Consider the following 22,635-nt stretch of genomic DNA (forward strand, 5'->3'; position numbering starts at 1 on the left):
GTCAGTGTCCGGGCGCGGTTTCGCCCTCCACGGACGGCGCCGTCTCGTCGGCATCCTGGCGGTCGTGCGCATGATCGCGCGCCAGGTACAGGTAGAACGCCGGCAGCACGAACAGGGTGAACATCGTGCCGATGGTCATGCCCGAGGCGATCACCACGCCCATCGAGAAGCGCGAGGCGGCACCCGGGCCGCTGGCGATCAGCAGCGGGATCATCGCGAACACCAGCGCCGCGGTGGTCATCAGCACCGGGCGCAGGCGGATGGCCGCCGCCTCCTCGATGGCCTCGCGCTTGGACAGGCCACGCTCGACCTGCAGCTTGTTGGCGAACTCCACGATCAGGATGCCGTGCTTGGAGATCACGCCGACCAGCGTCACCAGGCCTACCTGGGTATAGATGTTGATGCTCATGCCCGGGAACGCTTCGATCTGCATGAATCCCAGGATGCCGCTGAGCAGCGCCAGCACGTTGAGCGTCAGCAGTGCGCCGCAGATGGCCATCGGCACTGTCAGCAGCATGATCAGCGCATCGCGGAAGCTCTCGAACTGCGCTGAAAGCACCAGGAAGATGACGATCAGCGCCAATGCCAGCGTCACCAGCATCGCCGCGCCTTCCTGCTTGAACTGGCGCGACTCGCCGGCGTAATCCACCGAGTAACCCTGCGGCAATACCTCCTTTGCCGCCTGGTCGAGGATGGCCAGCGCCTCGCCCTTGCTCACGCCGGGGCGCGGGGCGAAGGTAATCGACACCGCGTTCAGCTGCTGGAAGCGCTTGAGCGATTGCGGCTGCGCGCTTTCCTTCAGGGTCACGATGGTCGACAGCGGGATCAGCTCGCCGTCGCGGGTGCGGGTGTAGTAGTTCTCCAGGTCGCTGGCATTGAGGCGGTCGCTGCGTTGCACCTGCGGGATCACCAGGTACGAGCGGTTCTGCATCGCGAAGCGGTTGGTGTAGCCGCCCGACAGCATCGCCGCCATGTCGGCCGCCAGCGTACGCATGTCGATGCCCAGGCTGGCCGCCTTATCGCGGTCGATGTTGACCTCGATGCGCGGCTTGTCGATCTTCAGGTCCTTGTCGAGGAAGATGAAGCGCTTGCTCTCCATCGCCTTCATCAGGATCTGGTCGGCCAGCTCGGCCAACTGGCTCAATTCGCCGACGCCGCCGATGACGAACTCACCGCCACCGCCGTCGCCGCCTGCGCTCGGCAGCGAGGGGGGCACCAGCGCGAAGATGTTCAGACCGCTGACCTGGCTCATCTTCGGCTGCAGTTCCTGCTGCAGCACCGCATTGGTCGAGCGATCGCGCTCGCTCCACGGCTTCAGCACGAAACCGGCCATCGCCATCGGGCTGGCGCCACCACCGCTGCCGCCGAAGCCACCGTTGAACAGGAAGTAGTCCTGCACTTCCGGCACGCCCTTGGCGATCGAGGTGACTTCCTCGGTGTAGCGCTCGACGTAGTCCAGGGTGGAGTAGGGGTCGGCGCTGGCGACCGAGAAGATGAAGCCCTCGTCTTCCAGCGGTGCCGGCTCCTTCGGCGCGGTGATGTACAGGAACACGCACGAGACCAGTACCAGCAGACCGAACACGCCGACCACCGACTTCGTTTCCAGGGTGCCGTGCAGGCGCCGCTGGTAGCTGGCGTTGAGCTTGTCGAAACGCGTGTCCAGCCACTTCTCCAGCTTGCCCTTGCCGCCCTCGCTGTGGGGCTTGAGCATCTTGGCGCACATCATCGGGCTGAGCGTCAGTGCGATCCCGCCGGACAGCCGCACCGAGCCGGCGAGGGTGAAGGCGAACTCGGTGAACAGCACGCCGGTCAGGCCGCCCTGGAAGCCGATCGGCAGGTACACCGCGACCAGCGTGGTGGTCATCGCCACGACCGGCCAGGCCAGTTCCCGTGCGCCCTTGATCGCCGCATCGTAGGGCGACATGCCTTCCTCGATGTGGCGGTGGATGTTCTCCAGCACGATGATGGCGTCGTCCACGACGATGCCGATCGCCAGCACCATCGCCAGCAGGGTAAGCAGGTTGATGGTGAAGCCCATCAGCAGCATCAGGAACAACGAGCCGACCAGCGACAGCGGCACGGTCACCGCCGGGATCAGCACGCTGCGCAGCGATCCCAGGAACAGGAAGATCACCACGATGACGATGACCACCGCTTCCACGATGGTGCTGACCACTTCGTCGATGGCGTCCTGGATCTGCTCGGTGCTGTCGTAGGGGATCGTCGCCTTGATGCCTTCCGGCAGCTGCGGGACGATCTCGTTGTCCCACAGCGTGCGCACGTTCTTGATGACGTCCAGCGAGTTCGCGTCCGGGGACACGAAGATGCCCATGAAGGTCGCGGCCTCGCCGTTGATGCGCACCGACGTGCCGTAGCTTTCGGAACCCAGCTGCACGTCCGCCACGTCGCCGAGCCGCACGATGGCCCCGTTCTGTTCTCGGATGATCAGTTGGCGGAACTCGTCGGCGTTGCGCAGGTCGGTACGGGCCGTCATGTCGATGGCGACCATCTGGCCTTTCGTGGAACCCACCGCTGCCAGCACGTTGTTCGACGACAGGGCGTTGGACACATCGCTGGCCGTCACCTGCAGGGCGGTCATGCGGTCGGGCTTCAGCCAGATGCGCATGGCGAACGTGCCCGCGCCCAGGATGTCGGCACGCTGCACGCCCGACACGGTGACCAGCTTGGGCTGGACCACGCGGGTCAGGTAGTCGGTGATCTGGTTGTTGTCAAGCGTCTCGCTGGCGAAGGACACGTACATGGCTGCGATCTGCTGGCCCTGCTGCAGGTCGATCACCGGGTCTTCCGACTCCGGCGGCAGCTGGCCGCGCATCTTGTTGACCTTCGCGGCGATCTGGGTGAGCGCCTCGTTCGGGTCCTGGTCCAGGCGGATGTAGGCCTGGATCTGGCTGACGCCGGCCGAGCTGGTCGAACTGAGGTACTCGATGCCTTCCGCGCTGGCGACTTCCCGTTCCAGCGGCGTGGTGATGAAGCCCTGGATCAGGTCCGCGTCGGCGCCGTAGTACACGGTGCTGATGTTGACCACGGCGTTGCGCAGTTCGGGGTACTGGCGCACGTTCAATTCGGTGAACGAGCGCAGGCCGAACAGCAGGATGAACAGGCTGACGACGATCGCCAGTACCGGTTTGTTGATGAAGATGTCGGTGAATTTCATGCCGGCGCTCCGTCAGCGGTTCTCGGGCTTCGGCTGTGCCTCGCTGACCGGCTGCACCTTGTTGTTGACCACCACCTCGGCATCGTTGCGCAGCTTCAGCAGGCCGCTGGTGGCGACGCGTTCGCCCGGCTTGAGGCCTTCGGTGACGGCGATCAGGTCACCACGGGTGGCGCCGGTCTTCACGAAGCGCTGGCGCACCACCAGCTTCTTGCCGGTCAGGGGCTTGCCCTGCATGTCCTTCTCGCCTTCGGCACGCTGCACTTCCTGGATCACGTACACCGCATTGCCGTAGGGGTTGAAGCTGATGGCGGTCTGCGGCACCACCACCACCTTGCGGCTGTCGCCGGTGTCGAAACCGACGTGCGCGAACGCGCCGGGGCGCAGGTTGTACTCGGGGTTGTCGAGCGTGGCCTGGACCTTGAAGTTGCGGGTGGCGGCATCGACCTGCGGCTCCACCGCGGTGACCTTGCCTTCGAAGACCTGGCCCGGCAGCGCATCGACCGTGGCGCGGATGACGGTACCCGGCAACACCTGGCCGACCTGGCGCTCGGGCAGGGTGAAGTCCAGGTAGATCGGGTCCAGCGCCTGCAGGCTCACGATGGGATCGCCCGGGTTGATGAACTGGCCCAGGTTGACCTGGCGGATGCCGAGCACGCCGTCGAACGGCGCGCGGATGGTCTTCTGCGCGATCAGCGCACGCTGCGCCTCCACCTGGGCCAGCGAAGTCGCCGCCACCGTGGCGCGCTCCTCGGCTTCGGCCTGCGAGACCAGCTTGTCGCGCGCGAGCGCCTGCCAGCGGTCGCGCTGGACCGCGGCCAGCCTGGCCGAGGCTTCCAGCGACTTCAGCACGGCCAGTTCATTGGCGGTGTTGAGCTGGGCCAGCACTGTCCCGGCCTTGACCGGCTTGCCCACGTCGATGGACAGGCTGCGCACCACGCCCCCGGCTTCGGTGGTGACGTCGGTGCCGTTGACGGCCACGAACGTGCCCACGGCCTGCTGCGCGTCGACCCATTCCTCTTCCTTCGCGGTCCAGTCGGTCACCGTGGAGGCGGGTTGGGGCATGTTGTCGAAGAAGTCGTTCATGCCCTTGCCCATGATGGCCTTTACGGCGAATACGCCGCCAAAGATCACCACCACGCCCACGAGCATCAGGATCATGCGCTTGGTCGTGGAGGGCGTTTTCCGTGCGTTGGGGTCTTTCCGTGTCATCGGGGAGGTCTTCGGCAGTCAGGGGAGGTCGTCGGGGCGACGAACGGGCGGGGGCCGGTTCGACAGCATGAAGCGCCGGATTATCACGATTTGAGACGCCGGCTAGAAGTGCGGATGGTTTACCCGGCCCGCGCCGCCTGCAGTTCATGTAAGGCGAGGGCGCCCCGTACGACACGCGGACAACGGGTCATCGCGGTCAAACGTCAGGCTAGGCTGTCCTGGATGCAAAAAAAGCCCCGGCAGCGCCGGGGCTCTCTCGTGGGCCAAGGCCGGCATCAGCGGGAAGCCGGCTTGCCCTGTTCCTCCAGGTATTCCTTCGACGGCTCGTCCATCCGGTCGCCCAGCATCCGCCGGACCGATACGAAGAAGACCGGGATCAGCAGCAGGCCGAGGAACGTGGCGAAGAACATGCCGCCGATGACGCCGGTGCCGATGGCATGGCGGGCGTTGGCGCCCGCACCGGTCGAGATGGCCATCGGCAGCACGCCCATGATGAAGGCGAACGAGGTCATCAGGATGGGACGGAAGCGCAGGTGCGACGCCGAGATCACCGCCTCGCGCAGCGTCTTGCCCTGCTTGCGCTCCATGACCGCGAACTCCACGATCAGGATGGCGTTCTTGGCCGCCAGGCCGATGATGGTGATCAGGCCGATCTTGAAGAACAGGTCGTTCGACAGGCCACGCAGCATGGTGAACAGCACCGCGCCCAACGCGCCCAGCGGCACCACCAGCAATACGGCCACCGGGATGGACCAGCTCTCGTACAGCGCCGCCAGGCACAGGAACACAACCACGATCGACAGCACCATCAGCAGCGTGGCGCTGTTGCCGGCCAGGATCTCCTGGTACGACATGCCGCTCCAGTCGTAGCCGAAGCCCTGCGGCAGCTGGTCGGTCACGATGTTCTCCATTGTCGTCATCGCCTGGCCGGACGAACTGCCCGGCGCCGCCGAACCATTGATGTTCACCGCGGAGTAGCCGTTGTAGCGGGACAGCGAGGGCGGCACCGACGCCCACGACGACTGCACCACGTTGGACAACGGGATCATGGCGCGGCCACCGCTGGCATCGGTCTGCTGGCTGCTGGGCGAGTAGATCCTCGCCAGCGATTCGGCACCGGTGCGGTACGGCGCGTCGGCGCGCATGTTCACGCGCTTGATGCGGCCTTCGTAGAAGAAGTCGTTGACGTATACCGGCGCCAGCATCAGCTGGATGCCGTTGTAGATGTCGCTCAACGACATGCCCATCGCCTGCGCCTGCACGCGGTCCACGTGCAGTTGCAGCTGCGGGGCATTCTCCAGCGTGTTCGGGCGCACCGCCATCAGGCTCGGGTCCTGCGCGGCCGCGCCCAGCAACTGGTTGCGCGCCGCCATCAGGGCCTGCTCGCCCAGTCCGGCACGGTCCTGCAGCCACATGTCGAAGCCGCCGAACTGGCCCAGGCCCTGGATCGTCGGCAGGTTCACCACGAAGATCTGCGCGCCCTTGATGCCGTAGAAGCGCTGGTTGGCCTGCTGGATGAACTCCGGCACGGTGATATCGCGCTCGTCCCAGGGCTTGAGCCGGATGAACGCCATGCCGACGTTCTCGCCGCGACCGAGGAAGCTGAAGCCGGCCACTTCCATGACGCCGTCGAACCCGTCCATCTGCTGCAGCGTGCCGCGGACCTGGTTGAACACCTGCTTGGTCTTCTGCAGCGAATTGCCGGGTGGCAGCTGGACGATGGCCAGTGCGTAGCCCTGGTCCTCTTCGGGCACGAAGCTGCTGGGCAACCGGGTGAACAGGAAGCCCGCCAGCACCGTCAGCAGTGCGAAGACGATCATCCAGCGCGGAGCATGCTTGATCGCCGCGCCGATGTGACCCACGTAGGTCTTCTCGAGCTTGCCGTAGTACTTCTCGAACGTGCGGAAGATGACGTTCTTCTTCTCGTGGCTGTCATGCTCGTGCTGCTTGAGAAAGGTCGCGCACAGCGCCGGGGTGAAGCCCAGCGCCAGGAACGCGGAGAACGCCATCGAAATGGCGATGGTCAGCGCGAACTGTTTGTAGATCTCGCCCGAGGCACCGCCCTGGAGGGCGGACGGAATGAACACCGCCGCCAGCACCACGGTGATCGCGATCACGGCGCCGGTGATCTGGCCCATCGCCTTGATGGTCGCTTCGCGCGGCGGCAGCTTTTCCTCGGCCATGATGCGTTCGACGTTCTCGATCACCACGATGGCGTCGTCGACGACGATGCCGATCGCCAGCACCAGCGCGAACATCGTCAGCTGGTTGATGGTGAAACCGATGACACTCAAGCCCCAGAACGTGCCCAGCAGGGCGACCGGAATGACGAGGGTGGGGATGATGGTGGCGCGGAAGTTCTGCAGGAACACCAGCATCACCAGGAACACCAGGATCACCGCCTCGATCAGGGTCTTGACCACTTCCTCGATCGAGATCTTGACGAAGGTGGTGGTGTCGTACGGCGAGAACCAGGTGACGCCCGGCGGGAAGCTGGGCTGCAGCTCGTCCATCTTGGCGCGCACGGCCTCGGCCACGTTCAGCGCGTTGGCGCCCGGCAGCAGCTGGATGGCGAACGCGCCGACCGGCTTGCCGTTGAACTGGGTGTCGAAGCCGAAGTTCTGCGCGCCGAACTCGACTCGGGCGACATCCTTCAGGCGGACCGTGGAGCCGTCGTTGTTGGCGCGCAGGATGATCTGCTCGAACTGCTCCGGCGAGGTGAAGCGGCCTTCGGCCGACACCGTCGCCGTGAACGCCTGGCCTTCGGGTGCGGGATCGGAACCGATCGAACCGGCGGCGAACTGCACGTTCTGCGCGCGCACGGCGGTCAGCACGTCCGTGGCCGACAGGTTGAAGCCCTGCAGCTTGCCCGGGTCCAGCCACAGGTTCATGGCGTACTCGGACCCGAAGTGCTGGGTGCTGCCGACGCCCGGCACGCGCGCGATCTGGTCCAGCCCGCGCGAGGCGACGATGTCGTTCAGGCGGTTGCGGTCGATGCTGGCGTTCTCGGACTGCAGGCCCACCACCATCAGGAAGCCGGCGTTGGCCTTGGCCACCACCACGCCCTGGGCGGTGACTTCGCTGGGAAGGCGCGGGGTCGCCAGCGACACCTTGTTCTGCACCTGCACCTGGGCGATATCCGCGTCGGTGCCGGTCTGGAAGGTCAGCGTGATCGAGGCCTGGCCCGACGAACTGGAGCTGGAACTGAAGTACAGCAGGTTGTCGATGCCGGTGAGCTGCTGCTCGATGACCTGGGTGACCGATCGCTCGGTGGTTTCGGCGCTGGCGCCGGGATAGGTCGCGCTGACCGTGACCTGTGGCGGCGCGATCGAGGGATAGGATTCGACGCCCAGGTTGAGGATCGAGATCACGCCGGCCAGCGAGATCAGGATCGACACGACCCAGGCGAAGATCGGATGGTTGATGAAGAACTTGGGCATGGGGGAGGGTCCTTCTTACTCGGCCTTGCCTTGCGTGGGCGCAGGTTTGGCCTGGGCCGCCTTCGCGGCGGCGGCCTGCTCGGCGGTCACGCCCTTGGCCGGCGCGCCTTCCTTGACCTTCTGCAGGCCCTCGACGATGACCTGGTCGCCAGCGGCAAGGCCTTCGGTGACCAGCCAGTCGGCGCCGACTGCCTGCTGCGTGATGACGTTCTTGCGCACCACGTTGCCGTCCTTGCCGACCACCATCGCGTAGGCGCTGACGGTATCGCGCTGGATCGCACCCTGCGGGATCAGGAACGCGCCCTTCTGCTCGCCCAGCGTGGCGCGCAGGGTGACGAACGTGCCCGGCAGCAGGGTACGGTCGGCATTCGGTACGGTGGCACGCAGCGAGACGCTGCCGGTCGCGGGGTCGACGACGGTGTCGGAGAAGTCCAGTGTGCCGGTCCGGTCCAGCGCCCGCCCGTTCGGCAGCACGATCTGCACCGTGCGCTGGCCCGCGCTGGCCAGTTCGACCTTGCCTTCGCCCTGGGCTTGCTGGATCGCCTGCAGCTCGCTGGAGCTCATCGAGAAGTTGGCGTACAGCGGATCGATCTGGTCGATCGTGGTCAGCAGCGTGGCGTCGCCCTGGCCGACCAGCGCGCCTTCGGTGACCTGCTGCTTGCCCGCGCGGCCGGCGATCGGCGCGGTGACGCTGGCATAGCCCAGGTTGATGCGGGCGGTCTCCACGTTGGCGCGCGCCTGCTGCACGGCGGCGGCGGCGCTGCGTTCGGCGGCCTCGGCGTTGTCGAGGTCGGACCGGGAAACGAACTTCTGCGGCGCCAGCTGCCGTGCGCGGTCCGCGGCGACCTTAGCGTTGGCATAGGTGGCCTGCGCCGAGGCGAGGTTCGCCTGCGCCGCGCTGAGCGACGCCTGCAGTGGCGCGGGGTCGATCAGGAACAGCACCTGGCCTTCCTTCACGTCGCTGCCTTCCTGGTACACGCGCTTCTGCACCACGCCGGCCACCCGGGCGCGCACGTCGGAGCTGCGGTAGGGCGACAGGCGGCCTACCAGGTCACGCTGCAGCGGCACGTCCTTTGGCGTGGCGGTCATCACCACGACCTCCGGCGGCGGCATCTGCGGCTGTTCGGGCTTGCTGCAGGCAGCCAGGACCGCCAGCAGGGCGCTGGCCAGGGCGAGGGAACGGATGGGGGACGTCATGGGGAAGCTCCGTTTCTTTTTCTTGGAGACATGGGGAGGGGGTGCAGCGGGTGGATCCGGCGACCCGGCACCGGTCTTGGCGAGCTGGCGTGCTCGTCGTCGCGCGGCGCGAACGCACGCAGGAAGGTGTCCACCGCGAACGTGGACCACCGTTGACGCGCCAGGCGGCCGGCGCGATGGGGCACGCCGAAGCGCTGTCGCTCGAAATCCGTTCCCACGATCATGCTGAGCAGCAGCTCCGCGGCGTAGTGAGGATCGTCATGCCTGAGCCGGCCCTGGTCCATCGCGTGCTGCAGCCAGGTGGCCAGGCGCCGCAGGAGAGTATCGCAGGCGTCGCGGTACAGGTCGCGCGCTTCCTGCGGAAATTGGTGCGCTTCGGCGGCCAGCAGCTGACTGGCGGCGACCACGGAAGGATCGGACAGGTGGCGCAGGTGCTCTTCCGCGAAAGCCAGCAAGGCTTCGCGCGGCGCCTCGGGCGTGGGGGACAACCGTGCGGTGGCCAGCTCCTGGTGCTCGGCGATCACGCTGCGCAACAGTTCCTGCTTGCTGCCGAAATGCGCATACAGGGTCTGCTTGGAGCAACCGGCGCGCGCCGCGACCGCCTCCATGCTGATGCGGAAGCCCTGTTCGGCCATGAGTTCGCGCACGGCCTGGTGGACACGGCTACGACGTCGATCGAGCGCGGAGAGGGGGGAGGAAGGGCGCATGCGGATTGGACTATACCGTCCAGTTTAGAAATTTAACAGCCTTGATTCCGCGCCATTTCCGTGTACAGCGCGGGCCACACGCGCGTCGAAGCATCAAGGCGACACCGGCTTCCGCCATGCGCCACCGCATGGTGTCCGCAGGCGCGCGCATCCTGTGGTGCATGCGCGGGCAAACAAATCCGGCCAAGGTTTGCAAGCATTGCTTATGTGGCCGCGCAACAAGTCTTGTCATGGTGTCGGGGGATACAATGACCATTCGACTACCACTTGTTGAGCCACTCTCTGCATGAACGCTGCACGCAGCCCGAAGAAAGCCTCGAAACAGACGTCCAAACCGGAAGCCTCCCAGGCCACCCAGGCGGTGACCCCGAAGGCGACGCCCACCAAGAAGGTGGCCGCCCGACCGGTGCAGGCGGCGAAGGCCGCGAAGGGCAAGGCAGGGGTGGCCTCGACGGCGGAAGCGTTCACGCTGGCCCCGATCCTGGACGCGATCCGCAAGCGCATTTCCGGCGCCAGCGCCCAGGCGGAGGCGAGGACCTTCGCCGAAGCCTTCTACAAGCGCATGGAGGAAGACGAGTACCCGCACCACGGCGCCGAGGGCTGGGCCGCCATCGCCACGGACATGCTGGCGTTCGCGCGCCTTCGCAAGCCGGGTGCGGCGAACGTGCGCGTGTTCAACGCCACGCAGAAGTCGCACGGCTGGGATTCGCCGCACACGGTGCTGCAGATCGTCAACGACGACATGCCCTTCCTGGTCGATTCGGTGAGCATGGCGCTGGCCGAGATGGGCGTGGGTGTGCACGTGCTGGGACATCCGCTGGTGCGTTTCACCCGCGACCGGGCGGGCAAGGTCACTGCCGTGGGCGAGGGCAAGCACGAGTCGCTGATGCTGCTCGAGATCGACCGCCTGCCGCCGGAGGAGATGGCGCAGGTCGAGAAGCGCATCCGCAGCGTGCTGGACGAAGTGCGTGCCATCGTGCGCGACTGGTCCGCCATGCGCGAGAAGATGCTGGCCCTGGCCGACGACATGGCCACCCGCCGCATGCCGGCCGATGACGAAGGGCGTCGCGAGGCGCAGGAGTTCCTGCGCTGGGCTGCCGCCGATCACTTCACGTTCTTCGGCTACCGCGAGTACCGCGTGGAGAAGGGCACGGGAATCCTGGCGGCCGTCGAGGACAGCGGCCTGGGCCTGCTGCGCGAGGGCGACACCACGCCGCCGCGCAACATCAAGACGCTGGCCGCGCACTACCTGCCGCAGGGCGGCTCGGTGGACGCGCTGATCCTCACCAAGACCAACCGCCGTTCCACCGTGCACCGCCCGGGCAACATGGACTACATCGGCGTGCTCGAGTTCGACGCCAAGGGCAACCCGATCGCCGAGCAGCGTTTCATCGGCCTGTACACCTCCAGCGCCTACAACCGCCGCCCGTGGGAGATCCCGCTGGTGCGCGAGCGCCACGAATACGTGATGCAAAAGTCCGGGCTGTCGCCGAGCGGCCACAGCGGCAAGGCCCTGCGCCACATCCTGGAAACCCTCCCGCGCGAGGAACTGTTCCAGTCCAGCGATGAGGAGCTCTACCGCACGGCGATGGGCATCCTGGGCCTGCAGGAGCGCGTGCGCAGCAAGCTGTTCCTGCGCCGCGACCGTTACGGCCGTTTCTATTCGGCGCTGGTCTACATCCCGCGCGAACGCTTCAATACCGACGTGCGCCTGCGCATCGAGTCGCTGCTGAAGGACGCCATGCGGGGAGAGTACGTCGACAGCAGCGTACTGTTGGGCGAATCGCCGCTGGCGCAGCTGCACATCACCATCCGTCCGAAGGCGGGCGAGCAGGTCGAGGTCGACACCTCGGCGCTGGAAGGCGACATCGCCCACCTGCTGCGCAACTGGCAGGACGACCTGCGCGAAACCCTGATCTCCCGCCATGGCGAATCCAAGGGCCTGCTGCTGGCCGGTGGCTATGGCCGTGCCCTGCCGGCGGGCTACATCGAAGTGGTGTCGCCGGAAGGCGCCGCGCGCGACGTCGAGCACCTGGCCGCGCTGACCGGCAAGGACGACCTGCGCCTGAGCCTGCATGAGTCGCGCCGCAAGCGTCCGGGGCAGGGTCGCCTGCGCCTGAACCTGTACCGGCAGGAAACCGACATCCCCCTGTCCGACGCGCTGCCGCTGATGGAGAACATGGGCCTGCGCGTGATCTCCGAGCATCCGTTCCGCCTGGAGACCGCACAGGGTGCGCGCTACATCCAGGAGTTCGAGGTCGAACCGGTCAACGGCGCATTCGATGTCGAGCGCCTGGCGCCTGCGTTCGAGGAGGCCTTCGCGCGCATCTGGCGCGGCGACGCGGAGAACGACGGCTTCAACAAGCTGGTGCTGGGCGCCGGGCTGGCCTGGCGCCAGGTCGCGCTGCTGCGCGGCTACTGCAAGTATTTGCTGCAGACCGGCGTGCCGTTCTCGCAGAGCTACGTGGAAGAAACGCTCAACCGCTATCCCCTGTTGGCCCGCCTGCTGGTGGAGCTGTTCGAGGCCCGTTTCGATCCGGCGACCGGCAGCGAGAGCAAGGCCCAGATCAAGGAAGGCCAGGACCGCTTCGCCGAGCAGCTGAAGGCGCTGGCGGGCGACGACGAGGCGGCCGCCAAGACGCTGGCGGCCCTGGTCGAAGCCCGTGGCGGCAAGCGCGAGCAGCAGATCGAAGCCGCGCACAGGGCGCTGCTGAAGCTGATGGACCGCGTGTCCAGCCTGGACGACGACCGCATCCTGCGCGGTTTCATGGGCGCGATCGAAGCCACGCTGCGCACCAGCTTCTACCAGCGCGGCAAGGACGGCCAGCCGGCCCACACGATCAGTTTCAAGTTCGATTCGGCCAAGGTGCCGGACCTGCCCAAGCCGCGTCCGTACCGCGAGATCTTCGTGTACGGCCCGCGCGTGGAAGGCGTGCACCTGCGCTTTGGTCCGGTGGCCCGTGGCGGCCTGCGCTGGTCCGATCGACGCGAGGATTTCCGCACCGAGGTGCTGGGCCTGGTGAAGGCCCAGATGGTGAAGAACACCGTCATCGTCCCGGTCGGTGCGAAGGGCGGCTTCTTCGTCAAGCGTCCGCCGGTGGGCGGCGACCGCGATGCGGTGCTGGCTGAAGGCATCGCCTGCTACAAGCTGTTCATCCAGGGTCTGCTGGACATCACCGACAACATCGTGGGCAACAGGATCGTGCCGCCCGTGGACGTGGTGCGCCACGACCAGGACGACCCGTACCTGGTGGTCGCGGCCGACAAGGGCACGGCCACGTTCTCCGACATCGCCAACGGCCTGGCCCTTGCGCACGGCTTCTGGATGGGCGACGCCTTCGCGTCCGGCGGGTCGGTGGGCTACGACCACAAGGGCATGGGCATCACCGCCCGCGGAGCCTGGGAATCGGTCAAGCGCCACTTCCGCGCGCTCGGCCGCGATTCGCAGACGCAGGACTTCACCTGCGTGGGCATCGGCGACATGTCCGGCGACGTGTTCGGCAACGGTATGCTGCTGTCGGAGCACATCCGTCTGGTCGCGGCGTTCGATCACCGCCATATCTTCCTGGATCCAAACCCGGATGCGGCCAGGTCGTTCAAGGAACGCGCCCGCATGTTCAAGGTGCCGCGCTCCAGCTGGGCGGACTACGACGCCAAGCTGATCTCCAAGGGCGGCGGCATCCATCCGCGCAGCGCCAAGTCCATCGACATCACGCCGGAAGTGCGGGCCGCGCTCGGCATCGCCGACGGCGTGAAGTCCATGACGCCCAACGAGCTGATGAGCGCCATCCTGAAGGCGCCGGTGGATCTGCTGTGGAACGGCGGCATCGGCACGTACGTGAAGGCCAGCAACGAGACGCACGCCGACGTCGGCGACCGCGCCAACAACGGCCTGCGCGTCGACGGCCGCGACCTGCGCTGCAAGGTGGTGGGCGAGGGCGGCAACCTGGGCCTGACCCAGCTGGGCCGCATCGAGGCCGCGCAGCACGGCGTGCTGCTCAATACCGACTTCATCGACAACTCCGCCGGCGTGGACACCTCCGACCATGAGGTGAACATCAAGATCCTGCTCAACGGCGTGGTGCAGGCGAAGAAGCTGTCGATGGACGCCCGCAACAAGCTGCTGGCGGACATGACCGGCGAAGTGGCCGACCTGGTGCTGTGGGACAACTACCGCCAGAACCAGGCCATCAGCCTGATGGAGCGCATGAGCGTGTCGCGCCTGGGTTCCAAGCAGCACTTCATCCAGACCCTGGAATCGCAGGGCCTGCTGGACCGCCAGATCGAGTTCCTGCCATCCGACGCCGAGCTGGCCGAGCGCAAGGCGCGCGGGCAGGGGCTGACGCGGCCGGAGCTGTCGGTGCTGCTGTCGTACTCCAAGCTGGTCGCGTTCCAGCAGCTGCTGGAATCCGATATCCCCGAGGATCCGTACCTGTCCAAGGAGCTGCAGCGCTACTTCCCGCAGCCGCTGCAGAAGAAGTACGCCACGGAGATGGAGAAGCACCGCCTGAAGCGCGAGATCATCGCCACGGCGGTCACCAACACCACCATCAACCGGATGGGCGCCACGTTCCTGCTGCGCATGCAGGAAGACACGGGCCGTTCGCCGGCGGAAGTGGCCCAGGCGTTCACCATCCCCCGCGAGACGCTGGATGCGCGGGCGCTGTGGAACCAGATCGACGCGCTGGACGGCAAGGTGCCGGAGTCGGTGCAGATCGACGCTTTGCAGGTCATCTGGCAGGTGCAGCGCAACTTCACCCGCTGGCTGCTGACCCGGCAGGGTCCGATCCCCGCTATCGCCACGGCGGTGGAGCGCTACCACGATGGCTTCAACGAGATCCGCGCGGCCGATGGCGTGCTGCCCGACTCGCTGCGCCCGGCGTACAACGCCAGCCTGCAGGCGTGGAAGGACAAGGGCCTGCCTGCTGGGCTGGCCGGCCAGATCGCGGCGCTGCCGTATCTGGAGCCGTCCTGCGACATCATCGAGCTGGCGCGTGCGCGCAAGCTCAAGCCGGTCGAGGTATCGAAGGTCCACTACCGCCTGGGCGAGGCGCTGCACCTGCCCTGGCTGCAGGACCAGATCGAGGCCCTGAAGGTGGATGGCCGCTGGCATGCGGTGGCGCGAGGCGTCTTGCGCGACGAACTGGCCGCCCACCAGCGCACCCTGACCAACCAGGTGCTGTCGCTGCCGGGCGGCAACGCCGACGCGAAGGTCAGGGCTTGGCTGGGCCGCGACGATGCGGGCTTGCGCTTCACGCTGAACATGCTCGACGAGCTGGCGGCGCAGAAGACGCTGGACTACCCGACCGCATCGGTGGCGGTGCAGCGCCTGGGGCAGCTGGCCTCGCAGGGCTGAGCATCGCCTGCATGTGTCGACAAGGCGGCCTTCGGGCCGCCTTTTTTGTGGCCGCCCTTCATGGCAGCCACCCGGTGGGCCCACGCGACGCGTCGTCAGAAAGCGCTCCCGACGTTTTTTTATGTACGCTGTGCAGGCCCGACGATGGAGCCACGGATGACCACACCCCGCATCGCCTTCCTCGCCAGCCCCACGCCGGAGGCGCAGCAGGCATTGGCCGTGCTGCAGGCCGAGCATGGCGCGCATGCGCCCGACCAGGCCGATGTCCTGTGCGCGCTCGGTGGCGATGGTTTCATGCTGCAGACGCTGCACCGGCATGGCGCGCTGGGCAGGCCGGTGTTCGGGATGAAGCTGGGTACCGTCGGTTTCCTGATGAACCAGTACCGGCCCGACGGACTGATCGAGCGTATCGCCGCGGCGGAACCTGCCAAGCTGCGCCCGCTGGAAATGACGGCGATGACTGAATCCGGTACATCGATCTCGTCGCTCGCGTACAACGAGGTGTCGCTGCTGCGCCAGACCCGCCAGGCCGCGCACATCCGTATCGACCTCAACGGTGAGACGCGGCTGGACGAACTGATCTGCGATGGCGTGCTGACCGCCACGCCGGCCGGCAGTACCGCATACAACTTCTCCGCCCATGGGCCGATCCTTCCACTCGGGTCGAACACCATCGCGCTGACGCCGATCGCGCCGTTCCGTCCGCGCCGCTGGCGGGGCGCCATCCTCAAGGCCGACACCGAAGTCCGCTTCCGTGTGCTCGACCCCTACAAGCGGCCGGTCAGTGCCACCGCCGATTCGCACGAGGTGCGTGATGTGGTGGAAGTGACCATCCGCGAATCCCGCGACCGCATGGTCACCCTGCTGTTCGATCGCGAACACAACCTCGAAGAGCGCATTCTCAGCGAGCAATTCATGACCTGAGTCGCAATGTCTCCGGGACAGCGCGATTCCGCCGCACTGCGGCTTGCCGCCCTTTGCCGGCGCGTGTTATCCAGCGCCGCGTAGCGGTCCGGTTCGCATCCACCCGGGGAGGGGTTCAGATGCAGTTGACATGCACGTTGGCGATCTTCGCCTGTCTGATCGTGGCCGATGCAGCGGCCTGCAACCTGTCCACCGGCACGGCGCCGTTCGCCGTCGCCGCCGTTCCGTCAGCGGAGGCGGGCGATGCCCTGCGCGCGCCGGCGCTGGAGATGGTCAGCCTGACGCGCGGCATCAATGGCCGGGCGTCCTGTGACGCCAGCGGCCTGCTGACGATGAGCGTGGAGTGGCCGCGGGGCACAGACTACAAACTGCGTGAGCTGGGCTTCGAGTTCCGCGTGGTAGGGGGCGAGGACAGGCTGTCCATCTTCCCGAAGGCCCCGGTGACCGGTCGCGTGGACGGGCGGCGCAGCGAGTTCGTCTTCCTCTGGCAGGACGGGCCACCGGCGCAGCAGCAGCCGATCGACCTGGTGGTGGAAGTGCGTGCGGTGACGCCTGATAACCGGCGCGGACCGCCAGCCCAGTTGCGCATTGCGGCGCCGCCGGGGAGCTAGCGTCTCACGCAGGGCGCGCGGATGACGGATACTGTGCGCATGGCCGACACCCCTCCCCGCCTGCTTACCGTCGCGGTCACCTCGCGTGCGCTGTTCGACCTGGAAGAGAGCCACGCCCTGTACGAGCGCGAGGGTGTGCAGGCCTACAGCGACTACCAGCGCACGCACGAGGACGACGTGCTGGCGCCCGGCATCGCGTTCCCGGTGGTGCGCAAACTGCTGGCACTGAACGCCGGCGCGCCGCCCGATACGCCGCGGGTGGAGGTGATCCTGCTGTCGCGCAACTCGGCCGATACCGGGCTGCGCATCTTCAATTCCATCCAGCACTACGGCCTGGGCATCGTGCGCGCCACGTTCACGGCCGGCGAACCCACCTGGCCCTACGTGAAGCCGTTCGGCACCGATCTGTTCCTGTCGGCGAACCCCGAATCCGTACGCCGCTCGCTGGAACATGGCATCGCCGCGGCGACGATCCTGCCAGCCAGTGCGCCCCAGCAGCAACGCCACGAGCACCAGCTGCGCATCGCCTTCGATGGCGACGCGGTGATCTTCGGCGACGAGAGCGAACGCATCTCGCGCGAACAGGGCGTGGAGGCTTTCGGCAAGCACGAGCAGGCGCGTGCGCGCGAGCCGTTGTCCGGTGGTCCCTTCCGCAACTTCCTGTCGGCGCTGCACCAGCTGCAGCAGGTGTTCCCGGCCGATGAACGTTCGCCGATCCGCACGGCGCTGGTCACCGCGCGCTCGGCGCCCGCGCACGAGCGGGTCATCCGCACGCTGCGCGAGTGGGGTGTGCGCCTGGACGAAGCGCTGTTCCTGGGCGGCCGCCACAAGGGGCCGTTCCTGGAAGCCTTCGGGGCGGATATCTTCTTCGACGACTCGCAGCACAACATAGACAGTGCGCGCCATCACGTCGCCGCTGGCCACGTACCGCATGGGATTGCCAATCCGTGATGCCTATCCCGATGCGCCTGTCCGGGCGCGGGGGGGTGCCTCGATAGGTATAGGCGAAAGCCACTCCGCAGCCGCGCGGAGTCTCGGGGAGAATGCGTCGTGTGCCTGGAAGAACGCGAAGGCCGCCTGCATCTGCTGCACCGGCGGAGGGAATGGGGCAGCCAACGGATCCTGGAAGAGAAGGTCTACGACCTGGAACTGCCTGCCGCCCGCAGCCGCGTGTTGAAGCAGGGCGGTGAAGGGCCGGATTTCTGGGCGTACGTGGACGATGGGCGAAGACTGCACTACGTCAGCTACTGGCTGCCCAACAAGATCCGGGTGATGCGCGTGCCGCGTGAGGCACTTGATGCGTTCGAGGTGCTGTCGCCGCATTACGCGCGTGTCGGCACTCGGCTTTACTGCAGGGGAGCCTGGGTGCCTGAGGCCGACGCGGACCGGTTCCAACTGATACCCGAAACCCGCTTCGCCCACGATGGCGAACGCGTCTACGCCTTCACGATCACCGAAGGGCTGGACGTGCTGGAAGTCGCCGACGGGCCACCGTACTTTCTGCCGCGCTGCGAGCATTTCGCCGACCAGCGCGACTTCTACTGGCAAAGCAGTTGGACCCGCCGGATCGAGCGCGTCAGCGGTGCAACGCCGGTTGATGCCTACGAAAAGAAGATCAGTCTGCTGGCGGTGCTTTGGCACGACACCGAGCCCCGGGACGAGGCCGAGGCACTCGCACGTGATGCCTTGCTCGACGACGTGCACACGATCGCCGATCTGTTCCGCTTGGCGCTGCCGGATGCACGAGCCGCGTGGGCACGGGCTCCGCGAGCGACTGGCAGGCCTTCATGGGGCGGATCAGAGGGGCAGGCGGATATCGGTCAGACGCCAGCGCAGCCCCTGGCGCGTGATCACGAAGACGATCGGGTCGCCATCCCCGTCCTGCACCGTGGCGGTGAAGCGTGACAGGGACTCGTAGTGGTGCTCGGCGGGCTTCAGGGGCTCGGCCGGCACGGCGGGCGCATAGGTGTCGCCGCCGACCGTCTCGCCGACTGCGCGCTTCCAGGTCGCCCGCCCCTGCAACAGGGCGGCGATACCCATCGGCGTGACCAGCGTATCCACCCCCCGACCAAGGACCTGGTTGGCCAGGGATAGCGCGGCTGCGCCGAACAGGCTGGACGAGACGTACGGCCCGGCCTGGCGCGCGAGATGGTCCTCCACCTGTGCGCGCAGGTTGACGCGCAGTGCGGGAAAATCCACGTGCCGCTCCAGCCTGGCGGTGTCCTGCTCGGCCAGTGCGGTGCGGATGCCGTGGAGGGCCAGGTAAGGACCGGCCGCGACGTAGCTGGCCAGGGCGACGATCGCGGCGAGCAGCAGGCCGATCACGAGCGGCTTCTTCATGGGCAGGGCCTCCGGTTCAGAACTCCAGGTCCAGTGCGGCGCACAGGTAGTCCACGAACGGCCCCAGTGCCTTGAGGTCACCCGCCACGGTATGCCGCAGGCGCGGCCCGGTCATCGTGGCATCGTCGAGCGAACGCCAGAACACGAAGTTGCGGTGTTTCAGATCCTCGATGAACTCGAAGTCGGTGGGAAATCCGCGCGGCGGCCGCACCAGCTTTTCGCTTTCCTCGAACTCGAAGCGCCGACGGAAGGATGTATCGTGCGCGGCCTTCTTCCAGCTTCCCGGATTGTCCAGGATGAACTGCCTGACCCGGCGCTGCGTGTCGGGTTCCGGATGCCACAGGCCGGCACCGACGAAGCACTCCCCCGGCTGCAGGTGCAGGTAGAACGACGGCGCGGGCACCTGTTTGTGGCGCTCGTGGAACAGGCGTGCGCCCTGCCACGACTTGTACGGCGATTTGTCGTTGGAGAAACGGGCGTCGCGATAGATGCGGAACAGCGAGCCGCCGACGGTCTTCGGGTCCGAGCGGAAGTGCAGGCTGACCGCGGCGAGGTCGGGCTGCAGGTCGGTCAGCAGGCGAAGGAACGGCTGGCGTACATGGTCTTCGTACTGCGCCTTGTGGGCGTTGAACCAGGTCTTGTCGTTGTGGCGGGCCAGTCCGCGCAGGAACTTGAAGCTGGCATCCGAGAAGTAGGTGGCCATGTGCCGATTGTAGTCAGGCCGGCGTCAAATGACCGACAGGATTGTCCTCGATGTGCGCTAGAGGCCCGCTTCCAGCTCCTGGCGCCACTGCTGCAGCTTGTCCAGCAGGGCCAGCCGCCCGGCATCGCCCCCGTGGCTGGCGCGCAAGGCCGACAGTTCGGCATCGAAGCTCTCGAAGCTGTACTCCGACAGGTTGCTGCCCGCTGCAAGGCGGTCGCGACGGTAGGCATCCCAACGTTCCCGCTCTTCCGGCGCGAGCGTACCGGGCCAGTTGCGTGCCCGGTAGCGGAACAGCAATTCCGGCAGGCGCGCATCGCGGAACCCGAAATCGCGCTGGCCGAGCAGGGCAGGCGGCGTGGTGCGCACGTCGGTGAAGCGCCGCTTGTCCGCATCGCCCAGGAAGCCGTCGTACAGCGAGGCGTCCACGTCGCCGGGGGGGCTTATGCGTTCGCCCGCGAACACCTGGCGCACCTTCTCCGCCAGGGCGGGGCCGGCCTGGCGCAGCATCGTGGCGTGGCGCTCGCAGCGCGACGGATCGATGCCCAGGCGGTCCATGTCGGCCGGCCGCAGGTGCGACCACGCCGCCAGGGCGGGGGACCGGTTCAGGTGCACTTCCTTCAGCGGCACGCGCTGTTCACCCTCCGGCAGATCGGCCGCCGGGGTGTACAGCCGGTCGGCGATGTCGGCGGGTGCCATCGTCAGCAGCGGTGCCGGGTCGCTGTCCAGGTCGAACACCACCACGCGGTTGTCGATCCGCGGATGACGCGCCAGCGGCAGCACCGGCGCCGCGCACAGCCGGCTGGCGGGGTAGCGCTGTGAAACATGCAGGACCGGCAGCATCGCGGTGGTATCCAGCAGGCGCGCGGCGAAGCGCTTGTCGCGCAGCTGCAGCGCGTAATCCCACAGGCGCGGCTGCGCCTGACGCATCAGCCGGGCCAGGCCGATGGTGGCGAACACGTCAGACAGCGCTTCGTGGGCATCGCCGTCGCGGACCCGGTTGGCCAGCGCCAGGTGTTCGAGCCGGAACGAGGTGGCGCCGTCCTCCCGCCGCGGCCAGACGATCCCGTCGGGCCGCAGCGCATGCATCAGCCGCATCACGTCCAGCAGGTCCCAGCGCGAGTTGCCGCCGCGCCACTCGCGCTCGTAGGGTTCGTGGAAGTTGCGGAACAGCCCGTGGCGGATGAATTCGTCGTCGAAGCGCAGGCTGTTGTAGCCGAGGGTGCAGGTCTCGGGGCGCCCCATCTCGTCGGCGATGCGCGCAAAGGCCTCGGCTTCGTTCACGCCTTCGTGCAGCGCCCGCTGAGGCGTGATGCCGGTGATCAGGGTGGCGATGGGCGAGGGCAGCAGGTCGTCCGCCGGCTGCACGAAGAAGCTGAGCGGCTCCTCCATCACGTCCAGCGCCGGCGTGGTGCGCACCGCGGCGAACTGGGCGATGCGACTGCGCCGCGGATCGGCGCCGAAGGTCTCCAGGTCGTAGAACAGGAAGCTTCCAGCCATCGCGGGCCTGCCTTCAGCGGTTCGTGGACATGGTGTGCTGCGCGACCCGCATGGAAATCGCTGCAAGAACGGCATGCCTGCCGAGGGCGATGCCTGTGCTCATCCCGGAATGTCCTCCAGCGGGGGCAGGGTGGCCACGACATCCGCGTCCACCGCGGTCCAGTCCAGCCCCTCCAGCGTCGCGCGCCCTTGCGTGTGGCGAACCAGCAGGTCGCGCTGCAGCTCGCTGCGGTGCCTGGCCAGGGAATACGGAATGCGCATGAAACTGACCATCGTGTAATGGGGGACGAAGCGGCCGGGGTGGCGCTGCTGCAGGGCCAGTTCCAGTTCGCGCTGCAGCAGGAAGCCCTGGTCGTCCACCTTGTCGCGCATCTCGACGTAGTTCTCCAGCGCCATCTGCTGGATGGCCAGCGCATCGGGCTTGCGCTCGGCTTCGAACGCAGCGAAAGCGGTGGCCAGGTCGTCGGTGGCCTGAAGGTGGCGTGCCAGGGCCACGCAGTCCTCGAACGCACAGTTCATGCCCTGGCCGTGGAACGGCACCATCGCGTGGGCCGCGTCCCCCAGCAGCACGGCCTGGCCGCTGAGATGCCACCGGTCCAGATACAGCGTGGCGAGCAGTCCGACCGGGTTGGCTTCCCAATCCTGTTCCAACTCGGGGATCAGCGGCACGGCGTCGGGAAAGTCGCGCAGGAACAGCGCCTTCGCCTCCGCCCCGGTGCGCACGCTGGCGAAGCTGGGGTCGCCCTCGTTCGGCAGGAACAGGGTGACGGTGAAGGTGCGTTCGTCGTTGGGCAGGGCGATGCACATGTAGTGGCCGCGCGGCCAGATGTGCAGCGCATGGGGCTCCATGATGAAACCGCCATCCGCGGCGGGCGGGATTTCCAGTTCCTTGTAGGCGTGGTCGAGGAACTCGGTCCGCTCGCCCAGGTCCTCGCGTGCCTGCATCGCCGCACGCAGCGAGGAGCCGGCGCCATCGGCACCGACCAGCGCGGAGAAGGTGCATTCGATGCGACGGCCATCTCGGTCATCGACGAAGCGCGCGACATGGGCATCGAAATCGACGCCTTCCAGCCGGTGGTGGAAATGCAGGCGCGCGCCGGCCTGTTCGGCCAGATCCAGCAGCGTGATGTTCAGGTCGCCCCGATGGATGGACCAGATCACCTCGGAATCGTCGCGTCCGTAGCGTTGCAGCTGCTGGCGGCCGTCCAGCGCGTGGACCATGCGTCCGCGCATCATCACGGCTTGGCGCATCACGGCGGTATCGGCATCGGCCATGCGCAGCGCATGGCGGCCACGTTCGGCCAGGGCCAGGTTGATGGAGCGGCCGCCCTCGTAGCCCTTCACGCGCGGGTCGCCGCGCTTCTCATGCACGTCGACACGCCAGCCCGCACGCGCCATCAGCGTGGCCAGCAGGGCGCCGGCCAGGCCAGCCCCGATGATAGTGATGTGTCGCCGAGCGTCAGTGCCCACGATGTT

The 22,635-nt window shown here is 67.1% G+C and carries 14 protein-coding genes; 5 read left to right on the top strand and 9 right to left on the bottom strand.

Annotated elements, in window-relative coordinates; all coding sequences use genetic code 11:
* Position 1 precedes the first annotated feature (1 nt).
* From CSC76_RS04415 to CSC76_RS04435, 5 genes are all read right to left on the bottom strand, one after another.
* Positions 2-3,175, bottom strand: coding sequence for an efflux RND transporter permease subunit (locus CSC76_RS04415; RefSeq protein ID WP_162108826.1), 3,174 nt, complete (start codon positions 3,173-3,175; stop codon positions 2-4).
* A gap of 12 nt (positions 3,176-3,187) precedes the next feature.
* Positions 3,188-4,333 (bottom strand): efflux RND transporter periplasmic adaptor subunit, encoded by a 1,146-nt coding sequence (locus CSC76_RS04420; protein WP_202923483.1) that lies wholly within the window; start codon positions 4,331-4,333, stop codon positions 3,188-3,190.
* 326 nt (positions 4,334-4,659) lie between these two features.
* Positions 4,660-7,824: an efflux RND transporter permease subunit gene (locus tag CSC76_RS04425; protein WP_162108828.1), complete on the bottom strand. Its 3,165-nt coding sequence runs from the start codon at positions 7,822-7,824 to the stop codon at positions 4,660-4,662.
* 15 nt (positions 7,825-7,839) lie between these two features.
* On the bottom strand, positions 7,840-9,021 hold the full coding sequence (locus CSC76_RS04430) for an efflux RND transporter periplasmic adaptor subunit (protein ID WP_162108829.1): 1,182 nt from the start codon (positions 9,019-9,021) through the stop codon (positions 7,840-7,842).
* Entirely contained in the window at positions 9,018-9,728 is a 711-nt protein-coding gene (locus CSC76_RS04435) for a TetR/AcrR family transcriptional regulator (RefSeq protein WP_162108830.1), read from the bottom strand. The genes CSC76_RS04430 and CSC76_RS04435 overlap by 4 nt, the downstream gene beginning before the upstream one ends.
* Before the next feature lie 286 nt (positions 9,729-10,014).
* Here CSC76_RS04435 and CSC76_RS04440 point away from each other — a divergent pair, with 286 nt between their 5' ends.
* From CSC76_RS04440 to CSC76_RS04460, 5 genes are all read left to right on the top strand, one after another.
* Positions 10,015-15,084, top strand: a complete 5,070-nt coding sequence (locus CSC76_RS04440; protein WP_162108831.1) for an NAD-glutamate dehydrogenase — start codon at positions 10,015-10,017, stop codon at positions 15,082-15,084.
* Between the two features lie 156 nt (positions 15,085-15,240).
* Positions 15,241-16,008: an NAD kinase gene (locus tag CSC76_RS04445; protein ID WP_162108832.1), complete on the top strand. Its 768-nt coding sequence runs from the start codon at positions 15,241-15,243 to the stop codon at positions 16,006-16,008.
* Positions 16,009-16,127: 119 nt separating this feature from the next.
* Positions 16,128-16,619, top strand: a complete 492-nt coding sequence (locus CSC76_RS04450) for a hypothetical protein (RefSeq protein WP_162108833.1) — start codon at positions 16,128-16,130, stop codon at positions 16,617-16,619.
* 39 nt (positions 16,620-16,658) lie between these two features.
* Positions 16,659-17,570, top strand: a complete 912-nt coding sequence (locus CSC76_RS04455; protein ID WP_162108834.1) for a 5'-nucleotidase — start codon at positions 16,659-16,661, stop codon at positions 17,568-17,570.
* 99 nt (positions 17,571-17,669) lie between these two features.
* Positions 17,670-18,524: a hypothetical protein gene (locus tag CSC76_RS04460; RefSeq protein ID WP_162108835.1), complete on the top strand. Its 855-nt coding sequence runs from the start codon at positions 17,670-17,672 to the stop codon at positions 18,522-18,524.
* Here CSC76_RS04460 and CSC76_RS04465 read toward each other — a convergent pair.
* The 4 genes from CSC76_RS04465 to CSC76_RS04480 all read right to left on the bottom strand — a co-directional run bounded on the left by CSC76_RS04465 (position 18,417) and on the right by CSC76_RS04480 (position 22,629).
* Positions 18,417-18,959 carry a DUF2939 domain-containing protein gene (locus tag CSC76_RS04465; protein WP_162108836.1) on the bottom strand — a complete coding sequence of 181 codons (543 nt, stop codon included), beginning with the start codon at positions 18,957-18,959 and terminating at the stop codon, positions 18,417-18,419. The genes CSC76_RS04460 and CSC76_RS04465 overlap by 108 nt on opposite strands.
* Before the next feature lie 16 nt (positions 18,960-18,975).
* Positions 18,976-19,662 (bottom strand): DUF2461 domain-containing protein, encoded by a 687-nt coding sequence (locus CSC76_RS04470; RefSeq protein ID WP_162108837.1) that lies wholly within the window; start codon positions 19,660-19,662, stop codon positions 18,976-18,978.
* Positions 19,663-19,719: 57 nt separating this feature from the next.
* On the bottom strand, positions 19,720-21,159 hold the full coding sequence (sbcB, locus tag CSC76_RS04475) for an exodeoxyribonuclease I (protein ID WP_162108838.1): 1,440 nt from the start codon (positions 21,157-21,159) through the stop codon (positions 19,720-19,722).
* A 99-nt stretch (positions 21,160-21,258) separates the two neighbouring features.
* Positions 21,259-22,629, bottom strand: coding sequence for an FAD-dependent oxidoreductase (locus CSC76_RS04480; protein WP_162108839.1), 1,371 nt, complete (start codon positions 22,627-22,629; stop codon positions 21,259-21,261).
* Between the last annotated feature and the right edge of the window lie 6 nt (positions 22,630-22,635).

It is taken from the genome of Pseudoxanthomonas mexicana (assembly GCF_010093385.1).
Taxonomy (GTDB): domain Bacteria; phylum Pseudomonadota; class Gammaproteobacteria; order Xanthomonadales; family Xanthomonadaceae; genus Pseudoxanthomonas_A; species Pseudoxanthomonas_A mexicana.